Here is a 16,201-nt window from a genome sequence, read left to right as displayed (position 1 = left end):
TGATGATCGACAAGAGGGAGCTCAAACAAGTGCAAACCGCCGTGATCGTTCTCGCAGCGGGTGCAGGCACTCGGATGAAGTCCAAGACCCCCAAGGTGCTCCACACTCTTGCCGGCCGCACCATGCTCGCGCACTCCCTCCACGCTGCCGCGTCGTTGAATCCGACGCATTTGGTGACCGTCGTCGGCCACGATCGCGAACGGGTATCCGAAGCTGTGGCATCCGTCGCCACCGACTTGGATCGCGCGATCACCATCGCCGTGCAGGACGAGCAAAAGGGCACGGGCCACGCGGTCAGTTGTGGACTCGAAGGGCTGCCTGCAGATTTCCGCGGCACGGTACTCGTGACTGCCGCCGACGTCCCGCTCCTGGACGGCACCACCATCGCGGATCTACTCGAGCGCCACATCAGCGCGCCGGCAGCCGCGGTGACAGTCCTGACATCCACGGCGTCCGACCCCACCGGGTACGGCCGGATCCTGCGCACCACCGACGGTGAAGTCAACGCGATCGTCGAAGAAAAAGAAGCGACGGACTCGCAGCGTTCGATCACCGAGGTCAATTCCGGCGTCTACGCATTCGATGTCGAGACGCTTCGCGATGCGTTGTCGTCCCTCGACTCCAACAATGCTCAGCACGAGTTCTATCTCACCGATGTGATCATGATCGCCCGTCGCGCCGGAAAGCGAGTCCGCGCTCAGCACATCGCTGATTCGGTTCTGGTCGCCGGTGCAAACGATCGCGTGCAGCTGTCGACGTTGGCACGTGAGAAGAATCGTCGAATCCTCGAGAAGTGGATGCGGGCGGGCGTCACCGTTGTCGATCCGTCAAGTACGTGGATCGATTGCGACGTCACTCTCGAGCAAGATGTGACGCTGCTTCCCGGCGTGCAGTTGGCCGGCACCACGTCAGTGGGCGAAGACGCTGTGATCGGCCCGGATACGACTCTAACCGATGTCACTGTCGGTGCAAGGGCCGTTGTCGTCCGCTCGCACGCAAGCGAGTCGACAATCGGCGACGACGCCACCGTCGGCCCCTTCGCGTACCTACGTCCGGCCACTTCCCTGGGCGCTCACGGCAAACTCGGTGCGTACGTGGAGACCAAGAACGCCGAGATCGGCGAACACTCGAAGGTTCCGCATCTTACCTACGTCGGCGACGCCACCATCGGCCATCACAGCAACATCGGAGCGTCGAGCGTCTTCGTCAATTACGACGGGGTGACCAAGCGCCGTACTGTGGTGGGGTCGCACGTGCGAACCGGCTCGGACACCATGTTCGTCGCTCCGGTTCACGTCGGGGACGGCGCGTACACCGGCGCCGGCACCGTCTTGCGATTCGACGTTCCGGCTGGGGCTCTTGCGGTCTCGGGCGGTAAGCAACGCAACATCGAGGGTTGGGTCGAGAAAAATCGTCCCGGTACTCCTGCGGCCGATGCAGCAACGGCTTCGGAATCAGAGCGCACAGATCAGCAAGTACAAAAGGATGGCATGAACCAGTGACTGCGAATTGGATCGACAACCAGAAGAACTTGATGTTGTTCTCGGGTCGTGCGCATCCCGAGTTGGCTGAGCAGGTTGCGAAGGAACTCGACATCCGAGTCACCCCGCAGACTGCCCGCGATTTCGCGAACGGTGAGATCTTCGTTCGCTTCGAAGAGTCCGTGCGTGGATCGGATGCGTTTGTGCTGCAGAGCCATCCGGCGCCGCTGAACACGTGGGTGATGGAACAGCTCATCATGATCGACGCCCTCAAGCGTGGATCTGCAAAGCGCATCACCGCGGTGCTGCCGTTCTACCCGTACGCCCGCCAGGACAAGAAGCACCGCGGACGCGAGCCGATCTCCGCTCGCTTGATCGCGGACCTGCTCAAGACCGCAGGCGCCGACCGGATCATCACGGTCGACCTCCACACCGATCAGATTCAGGGTTTCTTCGACGGTCCGGTCGACCACATGCACGCTCAGGGCCAGCTCGCCGAGTACGTGCGCGACAACTACGGCACCGACAACATCTGCGTCGTCTCCCCTGATGCCGGCCGCGTCAAGGTTGCCGAGAAGTGGGCAGATGCCCTCGACGGCGCGCCGCTGGCGTTCGTGCACAAGACGCGTGATCCGCTGGTCCCGAACCAGGTCAAGTCCAACCGCGTCGTCGGTGACGTCAACGGCCTCACCTGCGTGCTGATCGACGACATGATCGACACCGGCGGCACCATCGCCGGCGCCGTCAAGGTACTCAAGGACGCCGGTGCTGTCGACGTCATCATTGCCACCACCCACGGCATCTTCTCGGATCCGGCAGCCGAGCGCCTGGCTGCCTGCGGCGCCAAGGAGGTCATCACGACCAACACGCTGCCGATCCCCGAGTCGAAGCAGTTCCCGACGCTGACGATTCTGTCGATTGCACCTCTGCTCGCACGGACCATCAAGGAAGTTTTCGAGAACGGTTCTGTGACTTCACTGTTCAACGGCAGCGCATAGTCTTTCGCGTTACCGCGGGGCGGGCGCGTATCTGTGACCAGACGGTCACGGGTACGCGCCCTTCGTGTTTCACGGGGACGCTCATCTGTTGAACCAGACCGAGAGGTCTTCACGAAACCATTTGTGCGACACACAAATACCCGAGAATCGGACAATCGGCATGATCTTGGTCACGCCTCCGGAGAGAATCCCAGGTCGACGCCGAGCTGGTGTTCACCTGCCCGCAATCTTCGCCTAATGTGGCTCGTCGTGATCGACGCGCAAACCCTGGAATCTCGTTCGGCATCCCGGCCCGAATCTCATTCACCGAATTCTTCAGCTCCGACGGTCCGGCGGTGGCGCCCAGGATCCTGTGTCTGGTGTGGTGACGACAACTCCGTAGAAATGTTCCGCAACGAACCGCGCTGCGAACGGTGCCGCGAAAACGAAGGCATCATCGACGACGCCAAGCGATTCCTCGGCATGTACGGCCTGCGTCCGCTCGGCGGAACGCTGCAGTCCGACGACGACGAAGAGCGTGAATACCGCGTCACGGCACGCGAAGCTCGCCGCGTCCTCAACGAAATCCGCATGGACGTTCTCCCCGACGCTGCCGCTGTCCGCAAGGCCATCCGCCCGCGCGCGGCCACCGTTGTTGCCGACACCTCACCGGCACGCGCTTCTCGCCCCTCCAGCACGGGCACTGCGACTCGCGTTGCCGCTCCGGTGAAGACGGACACCGTCGACATCAACACGCTGCAGACGCGCGTTCTGGGGCTTCTCGATCAGCTCGGTTCCATCGACGAGCAGATCAAGGTCGCCGAACTTGCCCAGGGTCTGCCTGCTCGTGCTCGCCTGAGCGATCTCAACAAGCAGAAGGCAACCGTGCTCCGCACACTCGCTGCTCTCGAGAAGGCGCGCATCGCCGCCTCCAACTAATTCCACCGCGTCCGTCCTTTCGACCCCGCCTCCTTCCGAGACGGGGTCGTTCTGTATGCGATGCAGGGCGGTAGCCGTGGTGGGAGGTAGCTTTACGAATCGTGAATGACATCACCATCACCTTTGTCGTGCTTGCCGTGGTTGTGGCTCTGTTTGTCATAGGCAGAATTCCGGTCGGCATCATCGCGATCGGAACCGCACTGGCGCTGGCCGCAACCGGGGTGATCTCGGTGGAACAGGCACTGGCCGGATTCGGTGATCCCACAGTCATATTCATCGCCGCACTCTTTGTCGTCAGCGAAGCGCTCGACGCCACAGGAGTCACGACGTGGGCGGGCGAGAAACTTCTGACGAAGGTAGGCGATTCACGCGTTCGGTTGGTGAGCGCAATCATGTTGCTGGTCGCCGCACTGACAGCATTGATCAGTGTGAACGGTGCGGTAGCCGCATTGATCCCGATGGTGGTCGTCCTCGCGGTCCGACTCGGCCGGTCCACATCGCAACTGCTGCTCCCGCTCGCCTTTGCCGCGCATGCCGGTTCGATGCTCACGCTCACCGGCACACCGGTCAACATCATCGTCTCCGACGCCGCCGCCGACGCCGGTGTCGGCGCATTCGGCTTCTTCGACTTCACCTTGATCGGCGCGCCACTGGTTCTCGGAACCATTGCGATCGCAGTCTTTCTCGGTCCTCGCGTGTTGCCCCACCGCGCCGGGACGTCGATGTCACCGGACCTGAGCCGGCACGCCAAAACACTCGCACAGCAATACGCCGTCGCGGGCGGCTGCGATCAATCCGACGCGCCGCTGATCACCAAGGACGACGGTGTTGTCGAGGTGATCGTTCCGCCTCGTTCGGAGATCATCGGCGACAAGGTTTTCCCCGGCATGGTTACCGACAGTGGCGATCTGGTGGTTCTGGCCGCAGCGCGAGCCGGCGAGCCCTGTGGGCCTGGCGGTATCAGGCTCGCTGCCGGCGACACACTCTTGCTGCAGGGCAGTTGGGACGACCTGGACACTCACACGTCCGTGGACCCGAACGTCCTTGTTGTCGACCCGCCTGCCTTGATCCGAAAGCAGGCCGCGCCGCTCGGAACCCGCGCGATCATGTCCCTGGTCGTTGTCGCCGCCATGGTGATCATGCTGACGTTCGGATTGTTCCCGTCCGCCGTCGCGGGTCTTCTTGCCGCCTGCGCGATGGTCCTGCTGCGCGTGATCAGCGTCGAACAGGCCCACCGCTCGATCTCGTGGACCACCCTCATCCTGGTCGGTGGAATGATCCCGCTTTCCACGGCAATTCAACAGACCGGCGCTGCCGAGAAACTCGCCCACGGTTTTGTCGACGTCATCGGCGGCGCCAGCCCGTACGTCGTTGTTGCCGGGCTGTTCCTCGTCACCGCAACGCTCGGCCAGCTCATCAGCAACACCGCGACGGCATTGATCATCACGCCGATCGCAATTTCCGTCGCCTCCGAGCTGAACATCTCGGTGGTGCCGCTCCTGATGACCGTGACCGTCGCGGCCGCCGCGTCGTTCCTGACTCCCGTCGCAACCCCCGCCAACATGATGGTTATGGGCCCTGGCGGCTACAAGTTCGGCGACTACTGGAAGCTCGGACTCCCGATGCTCGTGTGGTTCCTCGTGGTTGCGACGGTTCTGATTCCGCTGATCTGGAGCTTCTGACACCTATTACGGCTGGTAATTCGGCTACGGAGACGGCGTCACGAGCAGCACCCGGTCGTTCTCGCCGTTGTCCGTGGTGACAAGAAGAGATCCGTTGGCCGTTGGCGTGACCGAACGCAGGCGTCCGTACTGGTCTTCCAACCCGTACGTCTGGGCGTCGACGCTGCGGCCGTCGTCGCTCAGTCGCACGAAGATCAGTTTCTTGCTCTTGAGTCCGCCGATGACGACGCTGCCGTCCCACGAACCCCATTGCGGGCCCGAGGTAAATGCCGCGCTCGCAGTTGCCAGGGTCGAGTTACCCGAACTCCATACCGCTTCGATCGCGCCCGGCACGCGGGACGGATCGGTCATCGGCACCGACTCGTCGTATGTTCCGGGCAACCGGTCCGGTCGGTAGCCGTAGTTTCCGCCGGAGGTGAGTAGATTCAGCTCGTCGTCGACGCTGGTGCCCTGCTCCACCGAATAGAGCCTGCCGGTTCCGGGTTGAACGGCCAATCCCTGAACGTTCCGGTGGCCGAGTGTGTACACGGGACTCGACGGGTTGGGGTTGCCCGCCGCCGGCGTGCCGTCCGCGTTGACGTGCAAGACCTTGCCGCCCAGCGAGTTCGGATCCTGCGGAACACTGGGCGTCGCGCTGTCACCCGTGCCGATAAACAGCGTTCCGTCTCCGGATGCAAGTATTCGGCAACCTCCGTGTCGCCCCGTCGAGACCGGGAGGCCGGACACCACGGTTCCGGTTCGCGTGAGTGCAGTCCATCCGGCGTCGACCGTCCACGAGATCACTCGAATATCCGTTACTCCCCCAGCGCTGAATCCCTGGCAGGTGTACAGGGTACGGGACTGAGCGAAGTCGCGGGCAAGCGCGATTCCCATGAGTCCGGTCTCGGACCGAGCGTAGAGATCCGAAAGGTCTGCAGTGACGGGGCCGGTCGTGTTGTCGCTGCGGCGAACGACAAAACCTCCGGACCGTTGCCCGGTGAGAACCGTTCCGTCGGGCGCCTGCACAACATCCCAGGGATGGTCCAGTCCGTCGAGGAGGGTGGTCACCACGAGTTCCGGCAACGTGTCCTCGGTGGGGACTTCCGAACTGCTGCCAACAGATTCGAGGTTCCCGGGCGGCGGAGCCGTCTGAGCGGAGCATTGTGCCAACGGGATCGTGAGCATCACGATTGTCGCTGCAATCAGGACAGCGCGCCCGGATACGAGTGCACCCAAGTCAGGCTCGCTCCGCACACAACAACGCGAACCGCTGATCGGCGTCGGTCCACACTTTCTGTAACCGAAAGCCCGCAGCCTCCAACTCGGCAGTGATCCCGTCGACGGTGAATTTCGCGGAGATTTCCGTGCGCAATTGCTCGCCCGCAGCGAAGGTGATGTCCAGATCCAAGTCTTCGATTCGCACCGAAAGATCGCGGAGTGCTTCCAACCGCATCTCGATCCACTGGTTCTCGGCATCCCAGAGTGCGACGTGCCTGAACGCTTCCAGCGGGAAGTTCGCGCCGAGTTGCTTGTTCAACACGCTGAGCACGTTGAGGTTGAACTGCGCCGTTACTCCCGCGCTGTCGTCGTATGCGGGAACCAGCACGGCCGGATCGGTCACCAACCCCACGCCGAGGATCAAGCTCTCACTCTGGCCGAGGACCTCGGCGACACCGGCGAGGAACTCTGCGCGCTCGCCCGGAATCAGATTCCCCAGCGTGCCGCCCAAAAACGCGACCGCTCGCCTGCCGCCGCTGGGAAGATGATGCAGCGAACCGGTGAAGTCGCTGACCACTCCGATGACGTCGATACCCGGAAACTCCGCGCTGATCGCCTTGGCCGCACCTTCCAACGCAGTCACCGAAACATCTTGCGGGACATAGGTATGCAGTGAATCAGACATCGCTTCCAGCAGGAGGCGCGTCTTCTCCGAGGAACCGGAACCCAACTCGATCAGCATCTTCGGTGTAGTCAACGATGCGATCTCGCCGGCGCACTCGGCCAGCAAAGCGCGTTCCGTGCGGGTGGGGTAATACTCGGGCAGCTCGGTGATCTGCTCGAAGAGTTCACTGCCTCGGGCGTCATAGAACCACACCGGCGCAAGCCACTTCGCCTGCGCGGTCAGGCCGGAGCGAGCGTCGGACCGTAGTTGCTCGACAAGGTCGTCCGGAGTCAGAAAGATCTCGAGAATCGGGGTGCTCATCGTTCTCCCATCGGGATCGGGGTGATGATCAAATGCCCGGGGCGGGCGCAGACGAGGTGCCTGTCAGGAACTTGTTCCCACTGGGGTGAATCATCGAGGGGTTCGGACGCGACCAGTGCTTGCAACTCGTCGACGAGAACGTACAACGTATGGCCCCAGGTGCTGGCCCACAGTTCGTTCCCGTCGCCGAGCAGGAAATTCAGACGCGAACCTGGCGCCACTGCTTCGACGTCGTGAATGACGGTGGTCAAGGCGGCTTCCACCGGCGTGCCCGTCAACGAAGATGCGTCCTGCAAGCGATGACGCAACAGGGCCCACAGCAGTGCCGAATCTGTTGGCGCCGACATGGTCAGCAGCGCGGCAGTCGGAACCTCCTGTGCAAGAGTGGCAACCGAACCCGGCCACCCGGTGAGGACTCCGTTGTGACTGAATGCGTAGGTAGTGTCGACAAAGGGTGCGCACGCGCCGACTTCGACGGCCATTCCCTCGGTCGCGGACCGCACCGCGGCCAGAACCGATCCGCTGCGGATATGTGAAAGCGTTTCCTCGACAGTGGGATCCGACCAGATCGGGGCACTACTTCGATACCGCCCCAACTGCCCGGCCGTCCACCAACTTACGCCGAAGCCATCGGCGTTGATGACTCCACCCTTGCGCATCTCACGGGGCGCCCACGACTGCTTCACCAGCGAATGGGTTCCGCCCTGCAGGAGATCTCGGACAGAGCGCGGCGGTCCGAGGTAGCCGAGATGTCGGCACATGTCAGACGTGCCCGGACAGTGTTCTGGCGCAGCGAAATCCGGAGAATATCTGACGCCGGATCGGATGATCCCAATTGCGGAAGGTGCCACGGCACGCAACGCTGTCGGTTCCGAACGAACCACCGCGCAGCATCTTGTAATCACCGCCGAAGAACACCTCGGAGTACTCACGGTAGGGAAACGCGTGAAACCCCGGGTACGGATGGAAACCGGAAGACGTCCATTCCCACACGTCCCCGATCAACTGCTGCACGCCGTACGCCGACGCGCCGTCGGGATATGCCCCCGCATCAGCCGGAGACAGATGCCGTTGGCCGAGATTGGCGCGAGTCTCGTTCGGTGCGTCATCGCCCCACGGGAATCGGCGGGACCGCCCGGATTCGGGATCCCACCGTGCCGCTTTCTCCCATTCGGCTTCAGTGGGAAGTCGCTTGCCGGCCCAGGTTGCATAGGCTTCGGCTTCGAAGTAGCTGACATGCACCACCGGGCGGCGAATCGCTACCGGTTTGTCGGTGCCGAAAGACCGCTGCCACCACGTTGATCCGTCGCGTTCCCAGAACAAGGGCGCAGTGAGCTTGGCATCGATGCGATGACGCCACCCGACCCGCGACCACAGTTCGGGCCGGGAATACCCGCCGTCGTCGATGAATTCGATGAACTCACCGTTGGTAACCGGGAATCGGTCGATGGCATAGGGGCCCAGATACACCTGGTGAGCGGTTCTCTCGTTGTCGAGTGCCCACGGTTCGTCATCGGTACCCATCACAAACGGCCCGGCGGGAACGACCACCTCGTCATGAAGGGGCTTGCGCCGCACAGCGGGAGCTGGTGTGGCCACGAGTGCCGCAGGGCCGGAACGCAATTGGTGTGTCGCGAGCATACTTTCGGCGTGTTGCTGTTCGTGCTGGGCGATCATGCCGAACGCAAACCCGCTGCGTTCGAGTGGTTTTCCGTCGAAGTTGCTGTCAGCCAGGACGTCCAACACCTTGCCTCGAACCGTACGTATGTATTGACGCGATTCGGCCGGGTCCAACAGTGGAAGCTCAGGCCGCGTGGGCCGCGAGTGTTTGAACGCGTCGTACATGTCGTCGATATCGCGCCTGACCGGTTCTCGCCCGCCCACATCGCGTACCAGCCACAGTTCCTCCTGGTTGCCGATATGGGCAAGATCCCACACCAGCGGACTCATGAGCGGCGAGTGCTGGGCGATCAACTCGGTGTCGTCGACACAATCGGTGAGCAGCAGCGAACGCGCTCGTGCCCGATCCAGGACGGTCTCGACCGCCTCCTTGGTGACCTCTGCCGACATCAGGTTCCCTCGACCGGTGCCAGGCCCCGACAACACCGCTCGGCCGCACGATCGAGGAGACGAACAAACTCGGGATCAGGCGCATACGACGCTGCGAGCGACATCAGAGATGTTGCTGCCGAACGTAATTCGACGTCCACCAGCCCGTATTCCGCGGCATCACGCCAGCGGCCCGCCGTCGATGCCGCGGCATCGCTTGCTTCCTGCATCACTGCAGGCCCGGACAGCAGCGCATCGATCGCGGCTATCGGCACGCGCCACAGATCGCCGGGTTGAGCGTCGATGTACCTCACCTCCAGATGTCCTGCCGCACGGACCGGCGGAAACATCGTGGACAGGTGGTAGTCCAGATCCTCGGACGTGGGCGCACGACCTATGTCGGATCCGAGTGCCCCGTCGATCCAGTCGCCAAACGTGGCGCCCCGCGGCGCAGTCCAGTCTTCGGAACTGTTCCGGACACACATCAGCGGGACGTTCAAGGCCCACTGCGCATAATCGGCGGCATCGACGACGGGCATAGTGCGCCTGGCATCAAGTTCGAGCCACGTCCGCATCCGTTGCGACGCCCACTCACCTCGCGGAATCCCTTCCAGCTGTGGCGAACACGCAAATGCGGCGATCAGAGCCGGTCCGATGTCGCCGAGGAGTCGCCACCGCCGCGCTATAGCTTCTTGGCTGCCACCCGCATCGACGCTCACCTGCACGGCGGCGGTGTTGCACATCATGAGGGTTCCGTACGGCCCGATAGAGGCAAACTGATGTTCCATGGCGCAGTATCGGGGCAGTCGCAGCAAGCGGTGTGGTTCACGCAGCTCATCCGCCGAACCGTCGTACATCTCGATGGACTGATCGTGCAGAAGCGCACTCAACACGCGGTGGTCTTCACCCAGGTAGTCGCATACTTCGCGGGCTGACGTGCGCGGCGCCGAGGAGAGTTCGATCTGACCGCCCGGTTCGACGGTCACATAACTTCCGCCCGGAAGTGGGGCGCCAGGAGATTCCGGGTCGATGCTGGTGGGCGTATGTTTCCCCAGCGCGTGGGCCAGCGCTTCGAGCGACGGACGGCCACCACCGGCATCCCTGGTCAGCCATTCGACCTCGGTCCCGATGAGTCGCGGCGGGCCCTGTTTGAAGCACACCCCACCGATGTATGCCTCGGCGGCGGGACGTGAGTCCAGCGTCGTTTCCAGTACTGCGGTTGCCATTCGACTTCCCCTTTGGGTATGTCTAGCGGTTCGCGGGCTCTAGCGGTTGTACCGACGATAGAGCCCGCACACACCGATTGCACCCTTTGCCGTGTTACGTGTCGCCAAATTTTTTCAGTCGTATCCACCGGTACCCACAACCCAGAAGAACAACACCTGTCCCCGCCGCAACTGCCGAAGTAGGCAGCGTGAACGCCAGGACCGCACATCCCAGCGCTCCGACAACCTGAAGCCAGCGCGGGAACATCCGATCCGCGCCGCCTTGGGTATACGCACTGACATTTGCCACTAGGTAGTACACCAGCACCCCGAACGACGAAAACCCGATCACACCACGCAGATCGACCATCGAGACCAGTGCGATCACGATCGCTCCGACAGCCAGTTCAGCGTGATGTGGCACAGAAAATTTGGGGTGAATCGCTGCGAAAGTCGGGGGCAGATCCCGTTCCCGGCCCATCGCCATCGCGGTTCTGCTCACTCCCGCGATCAGCGCCAACAGCGCACCAGCGGATGCGGCGGCGGCGCCGACGACCACAATCGGTTCAGCCCACCCCCACCCGGAAAGCGCGACGGCATCCGCGAGCGGACGGGTCGACTCCGCAAGTCTCTCCTGCCCCAGAGTAACCAGAAGAACCACCGCTACCAGTGCATAGATGACTACCGCAGCTCCCAGTGCTATCAGGATTGCGCGTGGAATTGTGCGCCGAGGATCCCGGACTTCCTCCCCCAGAGTCGCGATGCGGGCGTACCCGGCAAAGGCGAAGAACAGTAACCCCGCCGATTGCAGAACCCCGTACCAGGAGCCGAAGACAACGTCAGGCATCGCACGATGAGCACCCGGCCCCCACAGCGATACACACAAACCCACGCCGATTGCCGTCACGGACATCGCGACGATCACTCGCGCCATCTGCGCGGTCCTGGTGACACCGCGATAGTTCACCGCGACCAGCAGCACCACCAGCGCCACGGCGACGGGCTTCCGATACGGTTCGGGTACAACGTAAGTCGCGAAGGTCAACGCCATCGCCCCGCAGCTCGCGATCTTTCCGATCACAAACGACCACCCCGCAATGAACCCCCACCACGGCCCGAGTTGCTCACGTCCGTAGACGTACGTCCCGCCTGAGGTCGGATAACGCGCGGCCAGTTGCGCCGACGACGTGGCATTGCAGTACGCCACGAATGCCGCGATCGCCAGACCGAACAACAATCCCGTGCCGGCCGCTGCCGCTGCCGGCGCGAACACCACGAACACTCCGGCACCGATCATCGCGGCAAGGCCGATCACCACGGCGTCGAACGTCCCCAGGGTGCGGTCCATCGGTATAGCTTCGTTCACAGAGCCTTTGAACCACACCGAAGTGAACGGATGGTGCCATGTTCGATCTCACCTCGATCCGCCGCGACACCCCTGGGTGCCTCGACAAGGCGTTCCTCGACAGCGCCGGATCCTCGCTACCGCCCGAACCGGTATTGACGGCGATGATCGAGCATCTGCGTCTGGAAGCCGACGTCGGCGGCTACGTCGCCGCAGATCGCCGCAGCGATGCCCTGGCTGCGGTTCCACACTCACTGGCCCGGGTGATCGGCGCCCAGCCTTCGGATATCGCCTTGACCGACAGCGCAACCCGCGCCTGGAACGACTTTTTTGCAGCCGTGCCCTTGAGCCCGGGCGACCGCGTCCTGATCTGCGGTGTCGAGTACGCCAGCAACGCCATCGCCGCGCTGGGGCGGGCGCGGTCGACCGGCGCGAAGGTCGAGGTGATTCCGAGCGATTCCGACGGCCGGATCGACCTCGACGCACTCGAAGCGATGCTCGACGACCGTGTCCGCGTCATCTCGGTTGTCCACGCCCCCACGAACAGCGGCCTGGTCAACCCGGTCCGTGAGGTTGTCGAACTGGCCGCGCGCCACGGCGCACTGGTTCTTCTCGACGCGTGCCAATCGGTCGGTCAACTTCCCATCGACGTGGCTGCCCTCGGCGTCGACGCGTTGAGCGCCACGGGCCGCAAGTGGCTTCGGGGCCCACGGGGAACGGGGTTTCTCTACGTGCGTCCCGGACTGGCGACCGCGCTCGAACCTGCCGCGATGGACCTGCACGGAGCGGACTGGACCCACCCCGATTCCTATGTGCCCGCGCCGGATGCCACACGATTCGAACTGTGGGAAACCAGTGTCGCGGCTCGCCTCGGACTCGGCGCCGCGGCGGACTACCTCTTGGCGCTGGGGACGGAAACCGTTGCGCAGCAGATCGAATCGAGGGCGAACTATCTTCGGGCGGGCCTGGGCGCGCTGTCCGGTGTCACAGTCCAGGATCGTGGACCCATCCTCAGCGGCATCGTCTCGTTCACCTTGGACGCGGTTCCGGCCGCCGAAGTCCGCAGTCGACTTGCGATGCAGAGCATCACTGTGACGGTGAGCAGCCGCGGATCGACACTCCTCGACATGACAGCGCGCGGGCTCGACGCCGTCGTCAGAGCGTCCCCGCACTGTTTTGTCGACGAGAATGATCTGGACAGTTTTCTCGGCGCGGTACGGGATTTGAGCGTCTCCCGATGACCGGGATCACAGCGGGCAGGAGACGAGCGGAGCTGCAAATCTTGACTCTCACCTGATCAGTTCATTTTTTGCGAGAGGACGCCGCCCATGGCCGACGCCACAATTTCCCCGATTTCCGTTTCCGACATCTCTAGCTGGGACTTCGAAGCCGACGTGGTTGTCGCGGGCTACGGAATCGCCGGAGTCACCGCGGCAATCGAGGCTGCCCGCGCGGGCGCCGACGTGCTCGTGCTCGAGCGAACCGGCGGTTGGGGCGGTGCCGCGTCACTGGCCGGCGGCTTCATCTACCTGGGCGGCGGCACTGCGCTGCAGAAGGCATGCGGATTCGACGACACCGTCGACAACATGAAGACATTCATGAAAGCCGCACTCGGCCCGGGAACCGACGACGCCAAGATCGATGCCTACTGCGAAGGCAGCGTCGATCACTACAACTGGCTCGTCGACGCCGGCGTTCCGTTCAAGGAGTCGTTCTGGGGTCAGCCCGGCTGGGAACCGCCCTTCGACGACGGCCTCATGTACTCCGGCGGTGAGAACGCCGCGCCGTTCAACACGCTGGTCGACCCCGCGCCCCGTGGACACGTTCCGCAGATGTCCGAGAAGAAGACCGGCGAGCAGGGCGGCGGTTACATGCTGATGAAGCCGCTCGTCGAGACGGCCGAAAAGCTCGGCGTCCGAGCAGAATACGATTTGCGCGTCCAGACTCTGGTGGTCGACGGCCCCCGCGTGGTCGGCGTTGTCGCCAAGCGTTACGGCAAGGATGTCGCGATCCGCGCCAACAAGGGTGTTGTGCTGGCGATGGGCAGCTTTGCCTACAACAACGAGATGGTGCGCTCCAACGCGCCGCGTATCTTCGGCCATCCGGCCGCTTCCATCGAGGCGCACGACGGTCGCGCGATCCAGATCGGCCAGGCACTCGGCGCCGACACCGCACATATGGACGCCACCGAGGTTGCGTTCTTCTGCGACCCGCAGTTGATGGTGCGCGGCATTCTCGTCAACGGCCGTGGTCAGCGATACATCCCCGAGGACACCTACCCGGGCCACATCGGCCAGGCAACGCTGTTCCAGCAGGACAATCAGGCTTTCCTCATCATCGACGAAGCCGCATACGAGGAAGGCATCGCCGCCGAATCGTCCAGTGCGCAGTTGCGAGCGCAGCCGACCTGGGTAGCGGAAACGGTCGAGGAACTCGAAGCCGAAATGGGGCTTCCCGCCGGCTCGCTGCAATCCACTGTCGATCTCTACAACCGTCACGCCGAGTCGAACTCCGACCCGGTGCTTGGCAAGAAGCCCGAGTGGGTCAAGCCGATCGTCGGCCCGTTCGCCGCGATCGACCTGCGCGGTCGCACCGGCGGCTTCACACTCGGCGGGTTGAAGACAACCGTCGATTCCGAAGTTCTGCACGTCTCCGGCGAGCCGATCCCCGGACTGTTCGCTGCGGGCCGCTGCACGTCCGGTGTCTGCGCGGGCGGCTACGCCAGCGGAACCAGCCTCGGCGACGGCAGCTTCTTCGGGCGTCGCGCCGGAATCAGCGCGGCCCGCTCCTGATGCAGCAGTGAACTGAACACAGCGGGAACTACCGGAACTCGTGCGGCGATTCGCGGCGACGCGCGAGTTCCGGTACTGTATGGAACGTTGTCTCGGCGAGGGTGAATCGCAGCTGCTCCACTAACTGCAGGTTTTCCGTGATCGACGCGGCTACGGCTCAGCTCGAGCGTTTCGCTCCTGGCCGTGTGCGCGCCTGTCCTCGTCGCCGACAGAACCACACGTCAGTAAACCGAGCACGAACCCCGTGAGTTGTAGGAGCCGTTTCATCATGTCTGAAGAGAACAACCTCGTCGCTGTCGTCCGCACCGAATTCGGCAAGGGCGCAGCTCGCCGCGCACGCCGCGACGGCCTGGTCCCCACGGTTCTGTACGGCCACGGTGAAGACCCCAAGCACCTCAACGTCGTCGCTCGCGACTTCGCTTCCATCCTCCGCGCACACGGCACCAACGCTGTGCTGACGCTCGACATCGACGGCACGGAGCAGGTTGCACTGACCAAGTCGGTCGTCGTGCACCCCATCCGCAACTACATCGAGCACGCTGACCTCCTCGTCATCAAGAAGGGCGAGAAGGTCACGATCGACGTTCCCGTCGTCGTCACCGGTGACGCAGCTGCAGGCACCATGGTCGCGCAGGATGCCGCCACCATCTCCCTCGAAGCTGACGCGCTGCACATCCCCGAGCAGATCGAGGTTTCGGTCGAGGGCCTCGAAGCCGGCACCCAGATCCTGGCAAGCCAGCTCGAACTCCCCAAGGGCTCGACCCTGCAGGCAGATGCAGACGTGCTGATCGTCAACGTCACCGCAGCAGCTACCGAAGCTTCGGAAGAAGCAGCAGCGGCAGCGGCAGCAACCGAAGAGGCCTGATCCTCGCGTTCTCCTCGAGAACACAGCTTGTGCGCGGCGCGTCATTCCGAGTTTCGGAGTGACGCGCCGTTTGCGCGTCCACTCCCCTGTCGGTAAAGGAAATCTCCGATGAGCACAGATACAGCCTTGGTGATCGGACTCGGTAACCCCGGCCCGCAGTACGAAAAGACCCGGCACAACATCGGGTTCATGGTTGCCGGCACCCTGGCGGGCCGGATGGGCGGAAAGTTCAACGCGCACAAGAAGAGTGGGGCCGAGATCGTCGAAGGGCGCTTGGCCGGCCGACGCGTGATCCTCGGCAAGCCGCGCTCGTACATGAACCTCTCCGGTGGTGCCGTGGCCGGCCTGGCCCGGTTCTTCTCGGTTGACCCGTCGAACATCATCGTCGTTCACGACGAGCTGGATCTCGACTTCGGAACCATCCGCCTCAAGCTGGGCGGCGGCGAGGGCGGCCACAACGGTTTGCGCTCCATCTCGAGTTCACTCTCCACCAAGGACTACCTGCGTACGCGCGTCGGCATCGGCCGCCCGCCCGGCCGGATGGACCCGGCCGACTACGTACTCAAGCCGTTCTCCGCAGCCGAGCGCAAAGAACTCGATCTGGTCTGCGAAGAAGCCGCAGACGCAGTGGAGTTACTCCTCGAACTTGGACTCGAAGCAGCGCAGAATCGCCTGCACTGACCT

At 63.4% G+C, this 16,201-nt stretch carries 14 protein-coding genes; 8 read left to right on the top strand and 6 right to left on the bottom strand.

From position 1 onward, the window contains the following. Window positions 1-2: 2 nt before the first annotated feature. From glmU to R4P64_RS20020, 4 genes are all read left to right on the top strand, one after another. The gene (gene glmU / locus R4P64_RS20035; RefSeq protein WP_045069304.1) at window positions 3-1,502 is read left to right on the top strand and encodes a bifunctional UDP-N-acetylglucosamine diphosphorylase/glucosamine-1-phosphate N-acetyltransferase GlmU; all 1,500 of its coding nucleotides are present in this window, start codon (window positions 3-5) and stop codon (window positions 1,500-1,502) included. After that, on the top strand, window positions 1,499-2,479 hold the full coding sequence (locus R4P64_RS20030) for a ribose-phosphate diphosphokinase (RefSeq protein ID WP_033234295.1): 981 nt from the start codon (window positions 1,499-1,501) through the stop codon (window positions 2,477-2,479). Before glmU ends, R4P64_RS20030 begins: the two co-directional genes overlap by 4 nt. Window positions 2,480-2,728: 249 nt before the next feature. Further along, window positions 2,729-3,397 (top strand): hypothetical protein, encoded by a 669-nt coding sequence (locus R4P64_RS20025; protein WP_072782650.1) that lies wholly within the window; start codon window positions 2,729-2,731, stop codon window positions 3,395-3,397. A 101-nt stretch (window positions 3,398-3,498) separates the two neighbouring features. Continuing rightward, window positions 3,499-5,079: an SLC13 family permease gene (locus tag R4P64_RS20020; RefSeq protein WP_317822365.1), complete on the top strand. Its 1,581-nt coding sequence runs from the start codon at window positions 3,499-3,501 to the stop codon at window positions 5,077-5,079. A gap of 24 nt (window positions 5,080-5,103) precedes the next feature. Here the strand turns inward: R4P64_RS20020 and R4P64_RS20015 are convergent, their stop codons facing one another. From R4P64_RS20015 to R4P64_RS19990, 6 genes are all read right to left on the bottom strand, one after another. Beyond that, a complete protein-coding gene (locus tag R4P64_RS20015; protein WP_317822547.1) occupies window positions 5,104-6,243 on the bottom strand; it encodes a PQQ-dependent sugar dehydrogenase in 1,140 nt (379 codons plus the stop codon). A gap of 52 nt (window positions 6,244-6,295) precedes the next feature. Then, window positions 6,296-7,261 carry an L-histidine N(alpha)-methyltransferase gene (gene egtD, locus R4P64_RS20010; protein ID WP_033234291.1) on the bottom strand — a complete coding sequence of 322 codons (966 nt, stop codon included), beginning with the start codon at window positions 7,259-7,261 and terminating at the stop codon, window positions 6,296-6,298. Beyond that, window positions 7,258-8,022: an ergothioneine biosynthesis protein EgtC gene (gene egtC, locus R4P64_RS20005; RefSeq protein ID WP_317822362.1), complete on the bottom strand. Its 765-nt coding sequence runs from the start codon at window positions 8,020-8,022 to the stop codon at window positions 7,258-7,260. Before egtC ends, egtD begins: the two co-directional genes overlap by 4 nt. Before the next feature lies 1 nt (window position 8,023). After that, a complete protein-coding gene (egtB, locus tag R4P64_RS20000) occupies window positions 8,024-9,331 on the bottom strand; it encodes an ergothioneine biosynthesis protein EgtB (RefSeq protein WP_317822360.1) in 1,308 nt (435 codons plus the stop codon). Beyond that, on the bottom strand, window positions 9,331-10,536 hold the full coding sequence (gene egtA, locus R4P64_RS19995; RefSeq protein WP_317540846.1) for an ergothioneine biosynthesis glutamate--cysteine ligase EgtA: 1,206 nt from the start codon (window positions 10,534-10,536) through the stop codon (window positions 9,331-9,333). The genes egtB and egtA overlap by 1 nt, the downstream gene beginning before the upstream one ends. 94 nt (window positions 10,537-10,630) lie before the next feature. After that, the gene (locus tag R4P64_RS19990) at window positions 10,631-11,863 is read right to left on the bottom strand and encodes an APC family permease (RefSeq protein ID WP_317822357.1); all 1,233 of its coding nucleotides are present in this window, start codon (window positions 11,861-11,863) and stop codon (window positions 10,631-10,633) included. 56 nt (window positions 11,864-11,919) lie between these two features. Between R4P64_RS19990 and R4P64_RS19985 the strand changes: the two genes are divergently transcribed. The 4 genes from R4P64_RS19985 to pth all read left to right on the top strand — a co-directional run bounded on the left by R4P64_RS19985 (window position 11,920) and on the right by pth (window position 16,198). Then, window positions 11,920-13,101, top strand: coding sequence for an aminotransferase class V-fold PLP-dependent enzyme (locus tag R4P64_RS19985; protein WP_141486326.1), 1,182 nt, complete (start codon window positions 11,920-11,922; stop codon window positions 13,099-13,101). Window positions 13,102-13,188: 87 nt separating this feature from the next. After that, entirely contained in the window at window positions 13,189-14,652 is a 1,464-nt protein-coding gene (locus R4P64_RS19980; RefSeq protein WP_317822356.1) for an FAD-dependent oxidoreductase, read from the top strand. 268 nt (window positions 14,653-14,920) lie between these two features. Beyond that, on the top strand, window positions 14,921-15,517 hold the full coding sequence (locus R4P64_RS19975; protein WP_033234285.1) for a 50S ribosomal protein L25/general stress protein Ctc: 597 nt from the start codon (window positions 14,921-14,923) through the stop codon (window positions 15,515-15,517). A 108-nt stretch (window positions 15,518-15,625) separates the two neighbouring features. Next, on the top strand, window positions 15,626-16,198 hold the full coding sequence (gene pth, locus R4P64_RS19970; protein WP_033234284.1) for an aminoacyl-tRNA hydrolase: 573 nt from the start codon (window positions 15,626-15,628) through the stop codon (window positions 16,196-16,198). Window positions 16,199-16,201: the final 3 nt, after the last annotated feature.

Source organism: Rhodococcus sp. IEGM 1366 (assembly GCF_033142425.1).
GTDB classification, from domain to species: Bacteria; Actinomycetota; Actinomycetes; order Mycobacteriales; family Mycobacteriaceae; genus Rhodococcus_F; species Rhodococcus_F globerula.
The sequence above is the reverse complement of the archived record's forward strand: the minus strand, read 5'-3'. Positions and strand labels throughout refer to the sequence as shown.